The organism is Sulfitobacter sp. DSM 110093 (assembly GCF_022788715.1).
In the GTDB taxonomy this organism is placed as follows: domain Bacteria; phylum Pseudomonadota; class Alphaproteobacteria; order Rhodobacterales; family Rhodobacteraceae; genus Sulfitobacter.
Genome location: NZ_CP085167.1, coordinates 2804823 through 2824088, shown reverse-complemented (window position 1 = coordinate 2824088; position 19266 = coordinate 2804823). Strand labels below are relative to the sequence as shown.

Genomic DNA, 19266 nt, shown 5'->3' with positions numbered 1-19266 from the left:
GTTCGATGCGGCGTAGAACCGGGCGCGGGCGAGGTAGAGGTCAGGCTAGCGGGGCGGGGGGCGTTTTGGCAAGGAAAAATGCGCTGGGTGCGATCCGGTGCTGGTGCCTTTGGGGCGGGTCGCGTAAATTGCGGGCATGTCCAATGATCCCCGATTCATTCACCTGCGTAGCCATTCCGAGTATTCCTTGCTGGAGGGCGCGCTGCGGTTGAAAAAACTGCCCGGCATGTGCCGCGATGCGGGTATGCCCGCGCTGGCGCTGACCGATACCAACAACATGTTCGCCGCCCTCGAATTCTCCGTCGCCATGGCGGGCGCAGGCGTGCAGCCGATCATCGGTTGTCAGGTTGATGTCGCCTATGTCGAGGTGCAGCCCGGTGAAAAACCGCGTCCGCCCGCACCGGTGGTCCTGCTGGCGCAGAGCGAATTGGGCTATGAAAACCTGATGAAGCTGAACTCCTGCCTCTATCTCGACAAGGGCGGGGCGGTGGCCGAGGTGACCTTGGCGGAGTTGGAAGCACTGAGCGCCGATATCATCTGCCTGACCGGTGGGCCAATGGGGCCGGTGGGCATGCTGTTGCAGGGCGGCCAGCGCCCGGCGGCAGAGGCGTTGATGGCACGGTTGAAAGCGGCCTTTGGCGACCGGCTCTATGTCGAGTTGCAGCGCCACCCCGAAGACGGCGGCCAGCCCGAGCCCGAGCGCCTGACCGAGCGCGGCTTTGTCGAGATGGCTTATGCGATGGACATCCCGCTGGTCGCAACGAACGATGTCTACTTCCCCAAGCCGGACATGTATGAGGCACACGATGCGCTGATCTGTATCTCGGAAGGTGCCTATGTCGACCAGCAACAGCCGCGCCGCCGTCTGACCGCACAGCATTACTTCAAGTCGCAGGCCGAGATGGCGACGCTTTTCGCTGATCTGCCCGAAGCGCTGAGCAACACCGTCGAGATTGCCAAGCGCTGCGCCTTTATGGCGTACCGCCGCGACCCAATCTTGCCGAAGTTTGCCGATGATGAAGTCGCCGAATTGCGCCGCATGGCCAACGAAGGCTTGCAAGCGCGTCTTGCCGTGATCCCCCATGCCGTGAGTGTGGAAGACTACCAAAAACGGCTCGATTTCGAGCTGGGCATCATCGAAGGCATGGGCTTCCCCGGCTACTTCCTGATCGTTGCCGACTTTATCCAATGGGCCAAGGACAACAATATTCCGGTGGGGCCGGGCCGGGGCTCGGGTGCGGGCTCGCTCGTGGCCTACGCGCTGACCGTGACCGACCTTGATCCGCTGCGCTATTCGCTGCTGTTTGAACGTTTCCTTAACCCTGAACGGGTATCGATGCCCGACTTCGATATCGACTTTTGCATGGACCGCCGCGAAGAGGTAATCCGTTATGTGCAGGAAAAATATGGCCGCGACAAAGTAGGCCAGATCATTACCTTTGGCGCGCTGCTGTCCAAGGCGGCGGTGCGTGACATCGGGCGTGTGTTGCAGATGCCTTACGGGCAGGTGGACCGTCTGTCCAAGATGATCCCCGTCGAAGGGGTCAAACCCGTCAGCATTGAAAAAGCGCTCGCGGATGAGCCGCGCCTGCGCGAAGAGGCGAAGAACGAAGAGGTCGTCGCGCGGCTGTTGAACTACGGCCAGCAGGTCGAAGGGCTGCTCAGAAACGCATCGACCCACGCGGCGGGTGTGGTGATTGGCGACCGTCCGCTGGACCATTTGGTGCCACTCTACCAAGATCCGCGTTCGGATATGCCGGCCACACAGTTCAACATGAAATGGGTCGAACAGGCCGGGCTGGTGAAATTTGACTTTCTGGGCTTGAAAACCCTGACCGTCATTCAAAACGCCGTGGATCAGATCAAGGCAGGCGGGCGGCATCTGCATATCGCCGCCGATGGTTCTGAGATTTATGCGCCGCCGGAGGGGCACGTTGATGACGTGGCCACGATTCCGCTCGACGACAAAGCGACCTATAAACTCTATTCCAGCGCCAAAACAGTCGCGGTCTTTCAGGTGGAATCCAGCGGCATGATGGATGCGCTCAAGCGCATGAAGCCGACCTGTATCGAAGACATCGTGGCCCTCGTGGCGCTCTATCGTCCCGGCCCGATGGAGAATATTCCGACCTATTGTGAGGTGAAGAACGGCCAACGCGAGCTGGAATCGGTGCATCCAAGCATCGACTACATCCTTGAGGAAACCCAAGGCATCATCGTTTATCAGGAACAGGTGATGCAGATCGCGCAGGTCATGGCGGGGTACAGCCTTGGCGGCGCGGACTTGCTGCGCCGGGCGATGGGTAAAAAGATCGCCGAGGAAATGGCCAAGGAACGCCCCAAGTTCGAAAAGGGCGCGATGGCCAATGGCGTCGATAAAAAGAAAGCAGCGGAGGTTTTCGACCTTCTGGAAAAATTCGCCAACTACGGTTTCAACAAATCCCACGCGGCGGCCTATGCGGTGGTCAGCTACCAGACCGCTTGGCTAAAGGCGAACCATCCGGTTGAGTTCATGGCCGGGGTGATGAACTGCGATATTCACCTGACCGACAAGCTCGCGGTCTACTTCGAGGAAGTGCGCAAACGGCTGGAGTTGCCTTGGGTGCCGCCTTGTGTGAACCGCTCAGATGCGAGCTTCAAAGTGGTCGACGGCGCGCTGGTCTATGCATTGGGCGCGTTGAAAAACGTCGGGCTTGAAGCGATGAAGTTGGTGACCGAGGGGCGCAAGGTGGATGGCGTCGATAAGCCCTTTGCCACGCTTTATGACCTTGCGCGGCGGGTGGACCTCAAGCGCGTCGGCAAGCGGCCCTTGGAGATGCTTGTGCGCTCGGGCGCTTTTGACCAGCTCGACAGCAACCGCCGCCGGGTGTTCCAATCGCTCGACGGGTTGGTCAGCTATTCGGCGGCGATCCATGAGCAGAAGGCCAGCAATCAGGTCTCGCTCTTTGGCGAGGCGGGCGACGATCTGCCCGAGCCGCGCATGTTACCCTGCGATGACTGGCAATCGGCTGAACGTTTGGCCGAAGAATTTAAAGCGGTTGGTTTCTACCTCTCAGGTCACCCGCTTGATGATTACATGGTCCCGCTGCGCCGCAAATGGGCGCGGGAAACCGGGCTGCCCTTCCTCACGCTGGACGAGTTGACTGAAAAGGTCAGCACACGCGGCGCGATGAATGCGCGGCTGGCGGGGGTCGTCGCCGGGCGGCAGGAACGCAAATCGGCGCGGGGCAACCGCTTTGCCTTTGCGCAGCTATCTGACACCACGGGCGGTTATGAGGTGACGCTGTTCTCAGACACGCTGGAACTGGCGCGGGAACATCTCGAAGTAGGCTCAAAGATCGTCATCACGGTTGAGGCCACGATGGAAAGCGATCAGCTCAAGCTGCTGGGCCGTTCGGTGGCACCCATTGATGCGGCGGTGGCGGATGCGGGCAGCATGGGGCTGCGGGTCTTTATTGACGGGCCGGGGGCGATTCAGGCGGTGGCCGATGTGCTGGACGGTGCGCGCCAAGCGGTCAAGGCGGCGGGCAAGGGGCCGGTGCAGTTTTGTCTGATGGACCCAAGCCTGCCCGGCGAGGTCGAGGTTGATCTGGGCCGCGAGTTCCCGGTGACACCGCAGATCAAGGGCGCGATCCGTTCGCTTGATGGGGTGATGGAGGTCGAGGAAATCTGACCTCGCCCCTCGCGCAGATCCGCCCTTTTTCCGCCCGTCAGTGGACGGCAAGCGGTGGCTGCGCTAATTCCCTGACAGCCAAAGGGGAGCCGACCATGTACCGACGCATCAGCCTATTATTCATGGCAGCGCTTCTCTCGGCCTGCGGCATGGCGCCCCCCGCGCCATCGCCTCAGGTCGCAGAGGTCGGCTTTGGCACCGCCTTGCCCTTTGGGGAGGTCGCCCGCGTCTGTGATGTGCGAGAGCAGGATTTGGGCAAGATGGTCGAAGAACCTGCGGCGCGGGGCTATCGGCTGTTCGATTCGCAACCCGGCAGCGCGGGGGCGCGCAGTTTTTACATCACCGGTTTTGCGGATGACTGCGCACGCCAGTTGACGGCGGCCAATGTCTTGTTCGGCACGCCATCGGTCTATGAGCAGTTGCACTATGGCCCGGGCGGGGAAAACCTGCCCATCGCTGAGACTGACGCGGCCTATGAGGCGATCAAGGCCAGCGTCTGCGGGGCGGGGCGCAGCAAACCCTGTGGCAAGCGGATTGGCACGCTCGACAAAACGGCGTTTTTCGTCAGCGCCTATGAGCGTTTGGGCCAGACCGCGCGTTGGTCTGAGGTGTTGGTGCATGACGGGGCCGCGGCCGCCGTGGCAATGAAATCAGCGAATTGAGCGGCGCCGCGGCTCAATAATGCGGTGGCCGTTCGTCGCCCAAAAGCACCGCGCCACCGCCTGAGGCATCCCGCTCCCCCTCGCGCTGCATCAACATATGCACGCGGCGGTTCAGGGTCACGATCTCATCCTCCTGACGGGTGACGATCTCTGACATATCATCAACCGCGCGGGTGAGGTGGGCGATCTGCTCTTCGAGTTGGTTAATTTGTTCTGCGGTTTGATCTAGGGTTTGTTCTGACATAGGGGCGCGTCCTTTTTGCGCGATTTAGCATGGGCGGGCGGCACAAGACAGGGGCAACACGCAGCGTTGCTTGCTCTTGCGGGGGGCTTGGGCTAGACGCGAGGCCAATTGATGCACCGAGGATCCTTGCCATGGCAAAGCCCAAGAAAACCCCCCGTCCCAAGGCGCAAACCCCCAAGGGGTTCCGCGATTATTTCGGGACCGAGGTGACCCATCGGGCCGAGATGCTCAGCAAGATCGCCGCAGTTTACCACCGCTATGGGTTCGACGCGCTGGAAAGCTCGGGCGTGGAGACTGTCGAGGCGCTTGGCAAATTTCTTCCCGATGTGGACCGCCCGAACGAGGGCGTCTTTGCGTGGCAGGAAGATTCCGAAGGCGACAAGCCTGGCGATTGGCTGGCGCTACGTTATGACCTGACGGCCCCCTTGGCGCGGGTCTATGCCCAGCACCGCAACGATCTGCCGATGCCCTACCGCCGCTATGCGATGGGGCCGGTCTGGCGCAATGAGAAGCCGGGGCCGGGGCGGTTTCGGCAGTTTTATCAATGCGATGCGGATACCGTGGGCGCGCCATCGGTCGCAGCGGATGCCGAGATTTGCGCGATGCTGGCTGATTGTCTGGAAGAGGTCGGGATTGCGCGCGGCGACTATGTGGTGCGCGTGAACAACCGCAAGGTGCTGAACGGTGTGCTGGAAGTCGCGGGCCTTGCCGGAGACGACAAGGACGCCGAACGCGGCATCGTGCTGCGCGCCATCGACAAGTTGGACCGCCTCGGCCCAGAGGGCGTGCGCGCCTTGCTGGGCGAGGGCCGCAAGGACGACAGCGGCGATTTCACCAAGGGTGCCGGGCTGGAAGACGCGCAGGCCGATGTGGTCATGGGCTTCATGCAGGCCAAGCGTGACAGCGGGGCCGAGACTGTGGCGCGGCTGCGCGAGTTGGTCGCGGGCTCCGATGTCGGCGTGCAGGGCGTGGATGAGCTTGAACTGATCTCTGACCTTCTGGCAGCGGGTGGCTATGGCCCCGACCGGGTTGAGATTGACCCTTCCGTCGTGCGCGGCCTTGGCTACTACACCGGGCCGGTGTTCGAGGCCGAGCTTACCTTTGAGATCAAAGACGAAAAGGGCCGCGCGCGGAACTTCGGCTCGGTCGCGGGCGGTGGGCGCTATGACGGGCTAGTGAAGCGTTTCACGGGGCAGGAAGTGCCTGCCACCGGCGTCTCTATTGGGGTTGATCGGCTGCTGGCCGCTTTAGCAATGCGGGCCGAGCGAACGATGGTACCTGAAGGCCCCGTCGTCGTCACCGTGATGGACCGGGACCGCATGGCCGATTATCAGGCGATGGTCGCCGAGTTGCGGCAGGCGGGCATTCGGGCAGAGGTGTATCTGGGCAACCCAAAGAACTTCGGCAACCAGATGAAATACGCCGACAAGCGTCAGAGCCCGGTTGTGGTCATTGAAGGCGGTGACGAGAAAGACCGCGGCGTGGTGCAGATCAAGGACATGGTGTTGGGCGCGCAACTGGCGCAGGAGGCCAGCCATGATGAGTGGAAAGAGCGCAAAAACCAATATGAGGTAAAGCGCAGCGATCTGGTGCAGGAAGTGCGCAATATTCTGGATCGGACCAACTGATGCCGACAAGTTCTGACACGTTGGCCCGCGCGGCAAGCCTGCGCGCGATCTTTGAGGCGCAGGGCGCTGTGCTGGTTGAACCGCCAATCTTGCAACCTGCGGACACTTTGCTGGACCTCTACGGCGAGGACATTCGCGCCCGCGCTTATGTCACCTCAGACGCGCTGCGGGGCGAGCAAATGCTGCGCCCCGATTTCACCGTGCCCGTGGTGCAGATGCATATGGCACATGGGGCGGAGCCTGCACGCTACACCTATTCAGGCGAGGTGTTTCGCCGGCAGGAGCATGACCCGAACCGACCCAATGAGTATATCCAAGTGGGCTATGAGGTCTTTGACCGCGCCGATCCGGCAGCGGCAGATGCCGAAGTGTTCGCACTGATTGCCGAGGCGATGCAGGGTCTGCCAGTGCGCCCCGTGACGGGCGACATCGGTGTGCTCATGGCAGCGGTGCAGGGGCTTGAGACATCGCCTGCACGTAAACAGGCTTTGATGCGGCACATCTGGCGGCCCCGCCGGTTTCGTGCCTTGCTTGACCGTTACGCGGGCCGCAGCCCGGTGCCCGCGTCGCGTCAAGCCTTGTTGGCCGGTGACGCCGCAGACGGCGATGCGCCTATGGTGGGGCTGCGCTCAAGCGCCGAGATTGACGCGCGGGTTGCAGCCCTGCGCGAAGATGCCAAAACGGCGCCGATCTCAGAGCAACAGGTCGATCTGTTCGATGCGCTTCTCGAAGTGCGAGAGACGTTGCCGAATGCGCTGAGCCGTCTGCGTGATCTGATGGTGGACATGCCCGCGATCGCCGATGCGGTGACCGGCGTGACCGACCGTGCCGAGGCGATGCGCGCACGTGGGATTGATACTGATGCCTTGCTTTTCGAGGCCAGCCACGGCCGTTCTTCGATGGAATATTACGACGGTTTTGTTTTTGCCTTCCGGGCGGAAACACGCCCCGATCTGCCCAGCATCGCCACCGGCGGGCGCTATGATGCGCTGACGCGGCGGCTGGGGCAGGGCGATGAAATCCCGGCGGTGGGCGGCGTAATGCGCCCCGGCCTGATGCTGGAACTGGAGGCCGGGCAATGACGCTGAAACTTGGCGTGCCGTCCAAGGGGCGGCTGATGGAAAAGACCTTTGAGTGGTTCGGTGCGCGTGGCGTCCGCCTGCAGCGCACCGGATCTGATCGCGAATATGCTGGCAAGGTCGAGGGGGTTGAGGATGTCTCTCTGGTGCTGCTCTCAGCCGGGGAAATCCCGCGAGAGTTGTCGGCAGGGCGGATCCACTTAGGCGTGACTGGCACCGATTTGGTGCAGGAGAAACTGGCGCTTTGGGATCAGTTGGTTGAGCCTCTGGAAGAGTTGAACTTTGGCCATGCCGATCTGATCATCGCGGTGCCGCAGGCGTGGATTGATGTCGATACGCTGGATGATCTGGATGCTGCGGCGGCAGCCTTTCGCGCCGAACATGGGTTCCGGCTGCGCATCGCGACCAAGTATCACCGTTTGGTGCGGGAATTCCTGCGCACCCACGGGGTCGCTGATTACGCGTTGGTTGACAGCCAAGGCGCGACCGAAGGCACGGTGCTGAACGAAACCGCCGAGGCGATTGCCGATATCACCTCAAGTGGAGAGACTTTGCGCGCCAATCACCTGAAGATCCTAAGCGATGGGTTGATCCTGCAATCGCAGGCGACGCTTTGGCGGTCACGCATGGCGCCGTTGGAAGACCATAGCCGCAAAGCGCTGAAAGCCCTGATTGCGCAACTGACCTGAAGTCGCGTTATAGCGCGATTATTCTTTTCTATCGCAACACCCGGAGCCTAAAGTTCCGGGTGTTTTATTGTGCGGATCACATAGCAAAATATCGGACCATGACGATGGCAGGGTGACGGCGACGATGAAACTGTACCGCGCCAAGGTCTATGCGCTTTACGCCTGAGTTAGGTCAGAGCACGCCAATTTCGGCCAATGCGCGGTTCAATTCGACTGGTAGTTCGGTCTCCTCCTCGCGGCCCTCGGGCAGGTCAGGGGGCGCGTCTTCGGATTTGAGGTATCGCCAGCCTTGGAACGCGCGGCGTAGGCTGTTCTGGGTGCGAATGATTTCGGGGTCCAGCACGATGGCGCAGCGGCGGATGCCATCGGCGCGGGTGATCTCTTCCAAACGCAGGATGCGCTGACGGGCCTGAATCACCCCTTTGATCACCCAATAGATTGATCCGCCGTTGAGAATCTCGGCTTCGCGCTTGGGCCACATGCGGGTCACATGACGCGGCAGACCGTCTTTCGTCCGCACATCTTTGCGCGCCTGCCATTTGGTGAGGCTCTCGACGCCCTCGGTACCGACCGAAAGTTTGATTAGGTTGATTTTATCGGTCACATCGCCCCCCAGCGATTCCATTGGTCTACGCCATATAAGGTAGTTGGATTTCAATCACATGCAAATTCTTGTGGGTTCGGCGGCATTTTTCCTGTTTTCGTTTTCGCGCACCCTAGCTATGAAGGGCCCCTGCCACTGACCTCAGGAGTTTCAAAATGTCCCGCTTTACCGCCCCGATCGCCGAACAAATTTGGGATATGAAATACCGCTTTAAAGGGGCCGATGGCACCGCAAAAGACGTGACGGTAGAAGACACTTGGCGCCGCATCGCGCGTGACCTCGCGCAGGTCGAATCGGATGCCGATGTTTGGGAAGACAAATTCTTCGGCGCGCTGGAGGATTTCAAATACCTCCCCGCTGGCCGCATCACCGCAGGGGCGGGCACCGCGCGCCGTGTGACCCTGTTCAACTGCTTCGTCATGGGCACCGTGCCTGACAGCATGTCCGGCATCTTTGACATGCTGAAAGAGGCCGCATTGACCATGCAGCAGGGCGGGGGAATCGGCTATGACTTCTCCACCATCCGCCCGCGTGGCGCGGATGTGCTGGGCGTCTCGGCAGATGCCTCTGGCCCGCTGTCGTTCATGGATGTTTGGGATGCAATGTGCCGCACAATCATGTCCGCAGGCAGCCGCCGTGGTGCAATGATGGCCACCATGCGCTGTGACCACCCTGATGTCGAAGACTTCATCTCGGCTAAATCCGATCCGGCGCGTCTGCGCATGTTCAACATGTCGGTGCTGGTCACTGACCCCTTCATGGAAGCCGTGAAGGCCGATGGTTCTTGGGATTTGGTTTTTGGCGGCAAAGTCTACAAGACCGTGCAGGCGCGTGATCTGTGGAACAACATCATGCAGGCGACCTATTCTTATGCCGAGCCGGGCGTGATTTTCATCGACCGCATCAACTCTGCCAACAACCTGAACTATTGCGAGACCATCGCGGCCACCAACCCCTGTGGTGAACAGCCGCTGCCGCCTTACGGTGCCTGCCTTTTGGGTTCGATCAACCTTGCGCGTCTTGTGGCGCAACCCTTTGATGCGGCAGCGCATCTTGATCAGGACGCCATGAGCGAATTGGTCGCCACCGCCGTGCGGATGATGGACAACGTCGTCGACGTGTCGAAATTCCCACTTCCCGAACAACAGGCCGAGGCACAGGCCAAGCGCCGCATCGGCCTTGGAGTCACCGGGCTTGCGGATGCGCTTTTGATGGTCGGCTTGCGCTATGGCAGCGACGAGGCCGCGCAACAGACCGAGGAATGGCTGCGTGCGATTGCCCGTGCCGCCTACCTTGCGTCAGTGGACCTGGCCAAAGAAAAGGGTGCTTTCCCACTCTTTGACGCAGAGAAATTCCTCGCCTCTGGCACCATGATGCAGATGGACGACGATGTGCGTGATGCGATCCGCGAACATGGTATCCGCAACGCGCTGCTGACCTCCATCGCGCCCACCGGCACGATCAGCCTCTATGCCGGGAACGTGTCTTCGGGGATCGAGCCGGTCTTTGCTTACGCCTACACCCGTAAGGTGCTGCAAAAAGACGGCAGCCGAACCGAGGAAGAGGTCGTTGACTACGCCGTGCAGATGTGGCGCGAGCTGAAGGGCGACGCACCGCTGCCCGACTATTTCGTCAACGCTCAGACCCTGCCGCCTGCGGATCACGTAAAGATGCAGGCTGCCGCGCAGAAATGGATCGACAGCTCGATTTCCAAGACCATCAACTGCCCTGAAGATATCTCCTTTGACGACTTCAAAGATGTCTACATGCAGGCATGGGATCTGGGCTGCAAAGGCTGCACCACCTACCGCCCGAATGACGTGACCGGATCGGTCCTGAGCGTGTCGTCCGAAAAGACAGACAAGGCCCCCGCCGACAGCCCCGATCAGGTCAGCGAAGGCGGCGAAATCGTTTATATGTCCGACCCGCTGGACCGTCCCGCCGAGTTGGAGGGCAACACCTACAAAGTCAAATGGCCCGATAGTGAGCACGCGCTCTATATCACCATCAACGACATTGTGCTGAACGGTCATCGTCGTCCGTTTGAGGTCTTCATTAACTCCAAAAACATGGAGCATTTCGCTTGGACTGTGGCTCTGACGCGCATGGTCTCTGCGGTATTCCGGCGCGGCGGCGACGTGTCTTTCGTAGTAGAAGAGCTGAAGGCTGTCTTTGACCCGCGTGGTGGTGCTTGGATGCAGGGCAAATACATCCCCTCCATCCTCGCGGCGATTGGCGGCGTGATCGAACAGCATATGATCGCTACCGGTTTTATCGCGGGCGAAGGCATGGGACTGAAGACTGATCCACAAGCGAAGGTCGTCGGCTTGGACGCCCCGCGTGGGAAGTCTTGTCCGTCTTGCGGGCAGTTCGACCTGCGGATGGTCGAAGGTTGCATGACTTGCGGGAGTTGCGGGCATAGTAAGTGTGGGTGACGGGGCGTTTGGGCTATTTGTCAGTTGTTGACGTCCGACATAGGTATTACGTCTTTGCGACAAAAGACGGTTTTTTGAACCGCATGTAGGCTAACGCCGATTCCGAGTTTGAGAACCAACAAGGGCGGCGCTATGAGGCGCCGCCCTTGTTGATTTCCCCGCGTTTTCATTCAGTCGGCAAGTGCTGCTTCGGCTTCTTGTCTCAGAAAAATGTTGCCGTAGTCGACGTGGTCTGGGCTGAAGGGTATGACGCCAGCACCCCGCAGTTTGCTGGACAATGACTGCCAACTGGTGCCCTTCGCTTTTGAGAGCATGCGGAGAGTAGCGAAGCGATCATAAAATGCCGCAGCATCTTTGGGAGCGATGAATTTCTGCATCGCCTTGGTGCGAGGATTGCGCATCTCCGTCGAGGAGACATGCCCATTGCGCACCAACCTATGCATGTGGACGGGGTTACCCAACCCTACTGTTTTAGCGAACAGTTCCATAGACATTGCGGATGGCATGTCCTGTGCAAGAATTTGGGAAACTTCGTCATGGTAAACATGGACAGAGGCGTAACCACTGAACTGCACGTTGCGGGCAACGCGTTGAATTTGCCCATCCCAGATTGCGTGAATGATTTCGGCAGGGCGCAGTTTCAGGCGTTGTGCGCATTTTGCGATAGTTTCCCACCCATGTTGGGCCTGCTGGATCGTTTCAGCACTGTTTAACAGCCGGTCTACGAATGCCCGTCCATCCCGCGGGTCCCAGACATGCTTTGTACTCGTATCGGAAAGGGACGGTTGCAAAACGCCATCTTCGGCCAGAAGGTAGAACTGCGAACGACCGATGTTAAGCGCATCGTAGAATTCTTTTGCGGACATGAAGGTAACCAATGATGCCAACAAGGACCGCGCTGCTTCGGCATCGAACACGGCCCAATTGTCAGGCAATTTGCGGTCGATCAAACCCGATGCCTCTAACATTGTCCGCAAGCGGCGGATATCGACGCCAGTCTCCTCTGCCGCCGTCCGTACCGAATGCAAAATTCGTTCCTTGACAGGCATCCCTAGAACATAATCCCCGGGCTGCAATGGCCAGCTTTCCAGAAGATGTTGCGCGAGGATTTCGCGATATGGTGCGAAATCAACATCGGCAATGTAATCCTGTGACAGGCGATCATAGAGCATTGGGAAAACTGCTTTCGGGCCAAGTCGAGGTTCCGCGAGACGACTCAGTTTTTGTAGTTCTTTGTGGATGGCTTGCTCTCCGTGTCGCGCGATCTCGAAACCCATTTGGTAACAACCCCACTCCGATTCAGGGGCAACCTGTGAAGGTTTGACACCCTCAAGTTTCAATCGTGAGGTACCCAAAAGGCGACAAAAAACCGATGCAGCATGCAGAGGTTGGTCATCAAGCCAAGTTGCGGTGTGAGGCTGTCCTGCCAATCTCTGGTCGAACCAGATTTCGAAGTCCGTCGGATCACGTACTTCGTGCTTGAAGCCTTCGGACATGACACAGTCCGCAATCAAACGAAACTGCGCCGCTGTGTCGTATCGCTGCGTCTGTGCCGCGTTCTTCCACAGAACCACTAGCTCCCTCTCATGTCGCAGACACAGACTGACATGGTGGATCAGCCAATGACTCCGGAAAATCATCGAGCGGTGCGGAGGCAGCGCTGAGCTTGCGATATCTTCTTTCAGACAGGAGGGGCATCCACGGACCTGGGACGTAAGCAGCGGTCTAACCGGGAACTCATGCCCCTGAATGCTTCGCTTGGCCGCGCCAATACCTTTGGGTGTCCAATCCCAGAACGTGCTTTCGGAATGCCCGATCATCTGGCTGAATTCCTTCAGACCTGAGGGCTCACCTTTCAGAATTTCGGCAAACGGAAGTCCGATGTCTTGTCCGAAATCCACAGCGGATACAGCTCCCATTGAAGCGAGACGGGACATGACTGCGAAGGCAGGTTCGCGTTCGCGGGGCACGGTTTGCAGCGGAAGTGGATTATTTTTTTCGGTCATTCAATCAAGTATGACCCAAGTATTGATCTGTCAAATACGCAGAGCGACTTTATCCAATAATTAGTAGCGGTGCGTTCAGAGGCCGGCGATAGAAAAGTCGTGTTTCCTATGCCTGTGATCGCCTTGTACGCCTTAGGGGCGTGGGACATATGGGGCGGAGAGCCGAAGTTCGCCGCACGTGCGAACGCATTCCGTGCCGACTGTAATAGCCGCCATCCAACCGAGCACTATTCTCGATCAAAGGGGCCATACACCGAGGTCTGAATGAGGGACCAGTGAGGGACATGTCCCCAGATTTGTGCAACAAACCGCTCCATGGTCTAAATGGAGTTCAAGCAAGCAGTTGCTACGCCGCTTTTACGCAATGACTGAGGGAATATAGACAGTACTATTGCTGTCCTATCTCGCCGTATCGCCGAACGGGCGTTTGATACAGTACGATCAAAGAAGCACCTGTGCGAGGGCGCGGTTGAGCTGAAGTTTATAGCGCCCGGTCGCCTTGGGGGGCTAAAGCCAGATGCGTATCGGCTGCCTGCGTGGCACCGGTCGAAAAATGGCGCATGATCCAATCGGCGAACGCTGCGGTTTCGGGACGCTCATCGGTTCGCACCACCAGCCAGTAGGTGTCGCGCGCCAACGGACTGACCCCGTTCATCCGTTTCAATCGCCCATCAGCCAGAAATCGTTCGACTAACGGGTTGCCTGCCAGCGCAACACCATGCCCCTCCAAGGCTGCCTGCAGCATCGTGAAGTAGCTGTTGAACTGAAGCCCTTGGGGGTCAGCAGGCAATTCCATCCCGCGCACGCTGAACCAGTTCTCCCACTTGGCCTCCGGGCGGTACAGGCCGCTCAGATGCATCAACCGTTCAGATAGCAGATCCTTAGGTGTTTCTAGCGCTGTCTGTGCAGGATAGTCTGGGCTCCAAACTGGCAGGATCGACTCCTGTGTCATAAAGCGCGCCCCGGGTGGCTCTTCGGGCGCATATCGAATCGCCAGATCAATCGCCTCGGCTTCCAGATTAAGATAGCGGTCCGACACAGCCAGATCGATCTCGATATCTGGGCGCTGCTCGGAAAATTCCGCCAGCCGTGGCATCAGCCAGTAGTTTGCAAATGCCGATGTGACGGTCACCTTTAGCCGACGGATCCCATCAGGGCTGCGCAACCGGTCCAAAGCTTCGGTAACGTCCACCAAAGCAGGTGTTATAACGCTATCTAGCGCGAGGCCTGCCGCTGTCGCGTGGACGGTGCGGTGTCCGCGTTCGAAAAGCGGGGTGTCCAGATGTGCCTCAAGATCGGCAATCTGACGACTGACGGCCACTCGCGATACCCCAAGCTCCTCGGCGGCACGGCTGAAGTTTTCAGCTCGGCAGGCGGTAGAAAAGACAACGAGATGACGCAAGAAATGAGCATGATCAGAAGGATTTGCCATAACGATTTGGTTAACGCACCGCTACGTAGATCGCAACTGGAATGGGTCGGGGAAGAGCCTTAACCTGTCGCTCACAGTATAAATTACTACAACAACCAACGGAGGCTTCCGATGATCCGTCCGATTTCGAATATTTGCGCGCTAACCACTTCCATGCTTTTGGCCACAACAGCTGCCGCTCAGGATATGCCCGGCGAGGGTGTCAGCGTTCACCCGATTAAGGCGACTCCGGTCAATGCTTGGCTGTGGAACCAAGTCGTCGCACTGGGTCTTGGTGAACTTGGTTATGAAATTAACGATATACGCGAGGCTGACTTTCCGGTGCTTCACCTGGCCGTCGGTCAAGGCGACGCAGACTTCACAGCCAACAACTGGAAGCCGCTGCACGACGCCTACTATGATCGTGCGGGTGCCGAAGACACCATGGTGCGCATGGGGCCAATCACCACTGGTGCAGGTCAAGGGTATTACATCGATAAGGCCACGGCCGAGGAATATGACATTAAGAGCTTGGGTGATTTAAAAGACCCCAAGATCGCCGCGCTGTTCGACAGCGATGGCGACGGCCGCGCCAATCTGGCCGGCTGCAATCCCGGCTGGGGCTGTGAGACTGTGATCGAGCATCATCTTGAGGAGTTTGATCTGCGCGACACGGTTCAGCACGATCAGGGGAGCTATTTCGCGATTATCGCGGATGCGATCGCACGCCATGAGAATGGCAGTCCCATCCTTTACTATACATGGACGCCTAACTGGGTCGGTGACGTGCTGAAACCCGGTGAAGACACGGTGCAGTTGGATGTGCCCTATTCTGCGATTCCCGGTGATCCCGACGGGAGCACCGAACTTGAAGACGGATCAAACCCCGGATTTGCAATGAACGACATCTATATCCTCGCCAACCGTGACTTTGCCGAAGCAAACCCGGCAGCAGCGACCTTTATGGAACAGGTGCAAATCCCCTTGTCCGACGTGAACGCGGTCCAAGTCCGGATCCGCAACGGCGAGGATAGCGCGGAGGATTTCCGCAAGCAGGCCGAAGATTGGATCGCGGACAACCGCGGCTCGGTCGACAGCTGGCTTGAAACAGCGCGCGCGGCTGCAAAGTGAGTAGTGATCTACAAGGAAACGGCGCACGGGGTGGCGATAGGCAACCCCGTGTCGCTTGCAACGGTGTCTGGAAAATGTTCGGCGACCGGGCCGATGAGGCTCTACGTGCCGCCCGCGACGAAGGGCTAAGCAAGGACGAGCTGCGCGATCGTTTTGATTGTGTCGTTGGCGTACGCGACGCGAGCTTTGAGGTCTATGAGGGCGAAATCTTTTGCATAATGGGTCTGTCCGGCTCGGGTAAATCCACGCTGGTGCGTCACATCAATCGCCTGATCGACCCGACGGCTGGTGAAATCCACGTGGCGGGCGACCGGGTGGATACGATGGATGAAACGGCGCTAAACACGCTTCGGGCTGAAAAAATCGGCATGGTGTTTCAGCATATGGCGCTGTGGCCACACCGCACGCTGGTCGAAACCGTGGGTTTCGGGCTGGAAGTGCGTGGCGTTCCCAAGGCTGAACGACGCGAGCGGGCGCTGGCTGCCCTTACCGACATGGAGCTTGTCGATTGGGCTGACCAATATCCCAATGAGCTGTCGGGCGGCATGCAGCAGCGCGTCGGACTGGCGCGTGCATTGGCCGCCGATCCCGATATCCTACTGATGGACGAGCCGTTTTCCGCGCTCGATCCTCTGATCCGACGCCAACTGCAGAACCAATTTCTCGACCTTTCGCGTAAGTTGGGCAAGACCACCATTTTCATCACCCACGATCTGGACGAGGCCATCCGCATGGGTGACCGCATCGCCATCATGAAAGATGGCGAAATCGTTCAGACTGGAACGGCGGAAGACATCGTCACCGCGCCGGCCAATGATTACGTTGCCGATTTTGTGGAAAACGTGCCGAAGGGCGGCTTCATCACAGCGCGCCAGATTATGGACACCCACGGTGCCGACACTGCCGGGCGCAGTATCGCGCCCGACACACCGCTGAACGAGGTTCTTGCAAAATTTGCTGAGGATCAAACGCCGATAGCCGTGACCGAAGGCGGCGCCACACTGGGCTGTGTGACGGTGGGCGCTGCATTGTCCGCGCTTGCCGGAAAGGATGAAACCTGATGAATTTGTGGAATATATTCGATACCGAATGGGTGCCGGTAGGCGCATGGATCGACAATCTCTTGCAATGGCTTGTGTCAGACTTCCGTTTTGTCTTTCAGGCCATAAAGGTGCCATTTGACGTGGTGCTGTCCGCTTTGGAAGACGGGCTGACCGGAGCACCGGATTTGTTGATCCTGTTCTTGATCACGTTGATCGCATGGCAGGCCGGAGGGCGCAGGGTGGCAACGGTTGCTACGCTTTCGATGCTGGCCATCGGGCTGATGGGGGCGTGGGAAGAAAGCATGACGACCCTTTCGATCGTGCTGACTTGTGTGTTCTTTTGCGCCTTGGTCGGCCTGCCGTTAGGTGTCGCCTCGGCACGATCTGAAAGGGTGTGGAACTGGATGCGTCCGGCGCTTGACCTGATGCAGACGATCCCTTCATTCGTGTATTTGGTGCCCGTGGTTATGCTGTTTTCCATTGGCAACGTCTCGGGGGTGATCGTCACGTTCATCTATGCATTACCGCCTTTGGTTCGTCTGACCAATTTGGGAATTCGGCAGGTCCGTTCCGACATGGTAGAAGCGGCGCGCGCTTTTGGCGCCACGCAACGCCAAACGCTGTGGAAAATCGAATTGCCGCTCGCAATGCCGACGATCATGGCGGGCGTGAACCAGACGATCATGATGGCCCTGTCTATGGTTGTCGTGGCATCCATGATCTCAGTCACAGGGCTGGGGCAAATGGTGCTGCGGGGCATTGGGCGCTTGGACATGGGGCTCGCCTCGGTTGGCGGGTTGGGGATCGTGTTCTTGGCTATCATGATTGACCGTATCAGCCAAAGCCTAGGGCAGCCCTCTCGAGATCGGGGTCACAAGCGGTGGTATGAGTCCGGTCCGGTAGGCCTGGTCACCGGGCTCTTTGGCAGCAAGCCAGAGGCAAGCCACGACGATGGCAAAACGGCCATCGCACCGAGACAAAAATAACCTTGAAAGGGTTCGGCATGACAGAAAAAACGAATATCCTGTTCATTCAGGTCGATCAATTGATGGCCGAAGCGTTGGGTGCCTATGGCAATGGATTTTGCCATGCGCCTAACATTGACGCGCTGGCGCAGCGGGGGGCGGTATTCGAAAGGGCCTATTGCAACTATCCGCTTTGCGCACCGTCGCGGGCCTCGATGGCTACAGGCAAACTTTGCTCGAACATCGGTGCTTGGGATAACGCCGCCGAACTACCGGCCTCAGCACCGACCTATGCCCATTACCTACGCGGAGCGGGGTACCGCACCGCACTGGCCGGCAAGATGCACTTTATCGGTCCAGATCAGTTCCATGGGTTCGAACGCCGCTTGACCGCCGATGTCTATCCGGCAGACTTTTCTTGGGTACCCCGCGAAGGCGGGATGAAACCGAGCGAGACAAACGATACGCGCGGCGTCACGGCATCGGGAGTGGCCGAACGCACCGTTCAAATGGATTATGATGATCGCGTTACTTATGAGTCGATCCAATATCTTTACGATATGGCCCGCGACGAAAAGGATAAGCGCCCCTTCTTCCTACAGGTATCCTGGACCCATCCCCACGATCCGTTCTTCTGTCGCCCCGAGCATTGGGCACTGTATGAAGATTGCGATATTCCGATGCCCCGCGTCGGCGCCCTAAGCGAGACCGAGCATGACCCGCATTCTGCGCGGTTGCTCAGCAACTTCTCAATGTTGGGGGTCGATTTCCCAACTGAAGACGTCATTCGTGCCCGTCGCGCCTATTACGGGTCGATCAGTTATGTGGATGACAAGGTCGGCGAACTGATGGAGGTGCTCGAGGCAACCGGACAAGCGGACAACACCGCCATTGTCTTCACCTCGGATCACGGTGAGATGCTTGGCGAACGGGGAATGTGGTTCAAGAAGCATTTCTACGAACCCTCGCTGCGCGTGCCGCTGATCATTGCGGCACCCGGATATGATGGCAAACGGGTTGCTGGCGTGACGTCGCTTGTCGATCTGCTGCCCACGTTTATGGGGCTTGCCGAAGGCTCGGGTTGGACCAGCCCGATCGAGGAGCTGGATGGCGACGATCTAACGCCGTTTTTGGGTGATCGCGAGATCCCCGAGGATCGCACGGTCTATGCAGAATACCTGGCCGAGGCGACACCGGCACCAATCCTGATGATCCGCCGTGGCCGGTTCAAGTACATTCATTCGGACGTTGACCCACTGATGCTGTTTGATGTGGAGGCAGACCCGGACGAACGCCAGAATTTGGCTGATGATCCAGAGTACACGGAAATCATTGAAGCCTTTGCTGACGAGGCTCGTGCGAAATGGGACAGCACCGCGATGTGGGAATGTATCATGAAGGATCGTCGCCGCCGGCTGTTGATCCATGAGGCCAACAGCAAGGGTGTCGCGCCGAACTGGAACCATGGTGAAGCGCCCGGAGAGAGTGTTCCGTGGTACCGCGGGCATGAAGGGTACAACGAATGGGCCTTCCGTCACATGCCGGTGAAGGCCGCGGAGTGACAGCACAGGCCGAACTCTTGTGACGCTACAATCAGGTTCTGTCGGGCGTGATGGTGCTGTTCTAGCCGCAGCTTCGCCAAGCTTCAGAAACGGGTGACCACCTTCTGAAGGTAGCAGGATTTGATTGGGGCGGT

The 19266-nt window shown here is 58.8% G+C and carries 14 protein-coding genes; 10 read left to right on the top strand and 4 right to left on the bottom strand.

The window, feature by feature from the left end:
- Positions 1-136 precede the first annotated feature (136 nt).
- Positions 137-3673, top strand: a complete 3537-nt coding sequence (dnaE, locus tag DSM110093_RS13785) for a DNA polymerase III subunit alpha (protein ID WP_243265624.1) — start codon at positions 137-139, stop codon at positions 3671-3673.
- A 95-nt stretch (positions 3674-3768) separates the two neighbouring features.
- Positions 3769-4335 (top strand): hypothetical protein, encoded by a 567-nt coding sequence (locus tag DSM110093_RS13780; RefSeq protein WP_243265623.1) that lies wholly within the window; start codon positions 3769-3771, stop codon positions 4333-4335.
- A gap of 13 nt (positions 4336-4348) precedes the next feature.
- On the opposite strand, the gene DSM110093_RS13775 is transcribed toward DSM110093_RS13780, so the two are convergent.
- Positions 4349-4543 (bottom strand): SlyX family protein, encoded by a 195-nt coding sequence (locus tag DSM110093_RS13775; RefSeq protein WP_093928613.1) that lies wholly within the window; start codon positions 4541-4543, stop codon positions 4349-4351.
- Between the two features lie 167 nt (positions 4544-4710).
- Here DSM110093_RS13775 and hisS point away from each other — a divergent pair, with 167 nt between their 5' ends.
- The 3 genes from hisS to hisG are packed head-to-tail and all read left to right on the top strand — an operon-like array spanning position 4711 to position 7975.
- Positions 4711-6207, top strand: a complete 1497-nt coding sequence (gene hisS, locus DSM110093_RS13770) for a histidine--tRNA ligase (protein WP_243265622.1) — start codon at positions 4711-4713, stop codon at positions 6205-6207.
- Positions 6207-7289, top strand: a complete 1083-nt coding sequence (locus DSM110093_RS13765) for an ATP phosphoribosyltransferase regulatory subunit (RefSeq protein WP_243265621.1) — start codon at positions 6207-6209, stop codon at positions 7287-7289. The genes hisS and DSM110093_RS13765 overlap by 1 nt, the downstream gene beginning before the upstream one ends.
- Positions 7286-7975 (top strand): ATP phosphoribosyltransferase, encoded by a 690-nt coding sequence (gene hisG / locus DSM110093_RS13760; protein WP_243265620.1) that lies wholly within the window; start codon positions 7286-7288, stop codon positions 7973-7975. Before DSM110093_RS13765 ends, hisG begins: the two co-directional genes overlap by 4 nt.
- A gap of 172 nt (positions 7976-8147) precedes the next feature.
- Here hisG and DSM110093_RS13755 read toward each other — a convergent pair whose 3' ends face one another.
- Positions 8148-8579 carry a DUF1489 domain-containing protein gene (locus DSM110093_RS13755; RefSeq protein ID WP_093928614.1) on the bottom strand — a complete coding sequence of 144 codons (432 nt, stop codon included), beginning with the start codon at positions 8577-8579 and terminating at the stop codon, positions 8148-8150.
- Positions 8580-8734: 155 nt separating this feature from the next.
- Here DSM110093_RS13755 and DSM110093_RS13750 point away from each other — a divergent pair, with 155 nt between their 5' ends.
- Positions 8735-11014, top strand: a complete 2280-nt coding sequence (locus DSM110093_RS13750) for an adenosylcobalamin-dependent ribonucleoside-diphosphate reductase (protein ID WP_243265619.1) — start codon at positions 8735-8737, stop codon at positions 11012-11014.
- A 170-nt stretch (positions 11015-11184) separates the two neighbouring features.
- On the opposite strand, the gene DSM110093_RS13745 is transcribed toward DSM110093_RS13750, so the two are convergent.
- Together DSM110093_RS13745 and DSM110093_RS13740 are read right to left on the bottom strand one after the other, a co-directional pair.
- Positions 11185-13020, bottom strand: coding sequence for a TniQ family protein (locus tag DSM110093_RS13745; protein ID WP_243265618.1), 1836 nt, complete (start codon positions 13018-13020; stop codon positions 11185-11187).
- A 481-nt stretch (positions 13021-13501) separates the two neighbouring features.
- Positions 13502-14422, bottom strand: a complete 921-nt coding sequence (locus DSM110093_RS13740) for a LysR substrate-binding domain-containing protein (protein ID WP_243265617.1) — start codon at positions 14420-14422, stop codon at positions 13502-13504.
- A gap of 141 nt (positions 14423-14563) precedes the next feature.
- Here DSM110093_RS13740 and proX point away from each other — a divergent pair, with 141 nt between their 5' ends.
- The 4 genes from proX (at position 14564) to betC (ending at position 19132) form a co-directional block, all read left to right on the top strand.
- On the top strand, positions 14564-15562 hold the full coding sequence (gene proX, locus DSM110093_RS13735) for a glycine betaine/L-proline ABC transporter substrate-binding protein ProX (RefSeq protein WP_243265616.1): 999 nt from the start codon (positions 14564-14566) through the stop codon (positions 15560-15562).
- 74 nt (positions 15563-15636) lie between these two features.
- Positions 15637-16623 carry a betaine/proline/choline family ABC transporter ATP-binding protein gene (locus DSM110093_RS13730; RefSeq protein WP_243265615.1) on the top strand — a complete coding sequence of 329 codons (987 nt, stop codon included), beginning with the start codon at positions 15637-15639 and terminating at the stop codon, positions 16621-16623.
- Positions 16623-17591 (top strand): ABC transporter permease subunit, encoded by a 969-nt coding sequence (locus DSM110093_RS13725; protein ID WP_243265614.1) that lies wholly within the window; start codon positions 16623-16625, stop codon positions 17589-17591. The genes DSM110093_RS13730 and DSM110093_RS13725 overlap by 1 nt, the downstream gene beginning before the upstream one ends.
- Positions 17592-17608: 17 nt before the next feature.
- Positions 17609-19132, top strand: coding sequence for a choline-sulfatase (betC, locus tag DSM110093_RS13720; RefSeq protein WP_243265613.1), 1524 nt, complete (start codon positions 17609-17611; stop codon positions 19130-19132).
- Positions 19133-19266 lie beyond the last annotated feature (134 nt).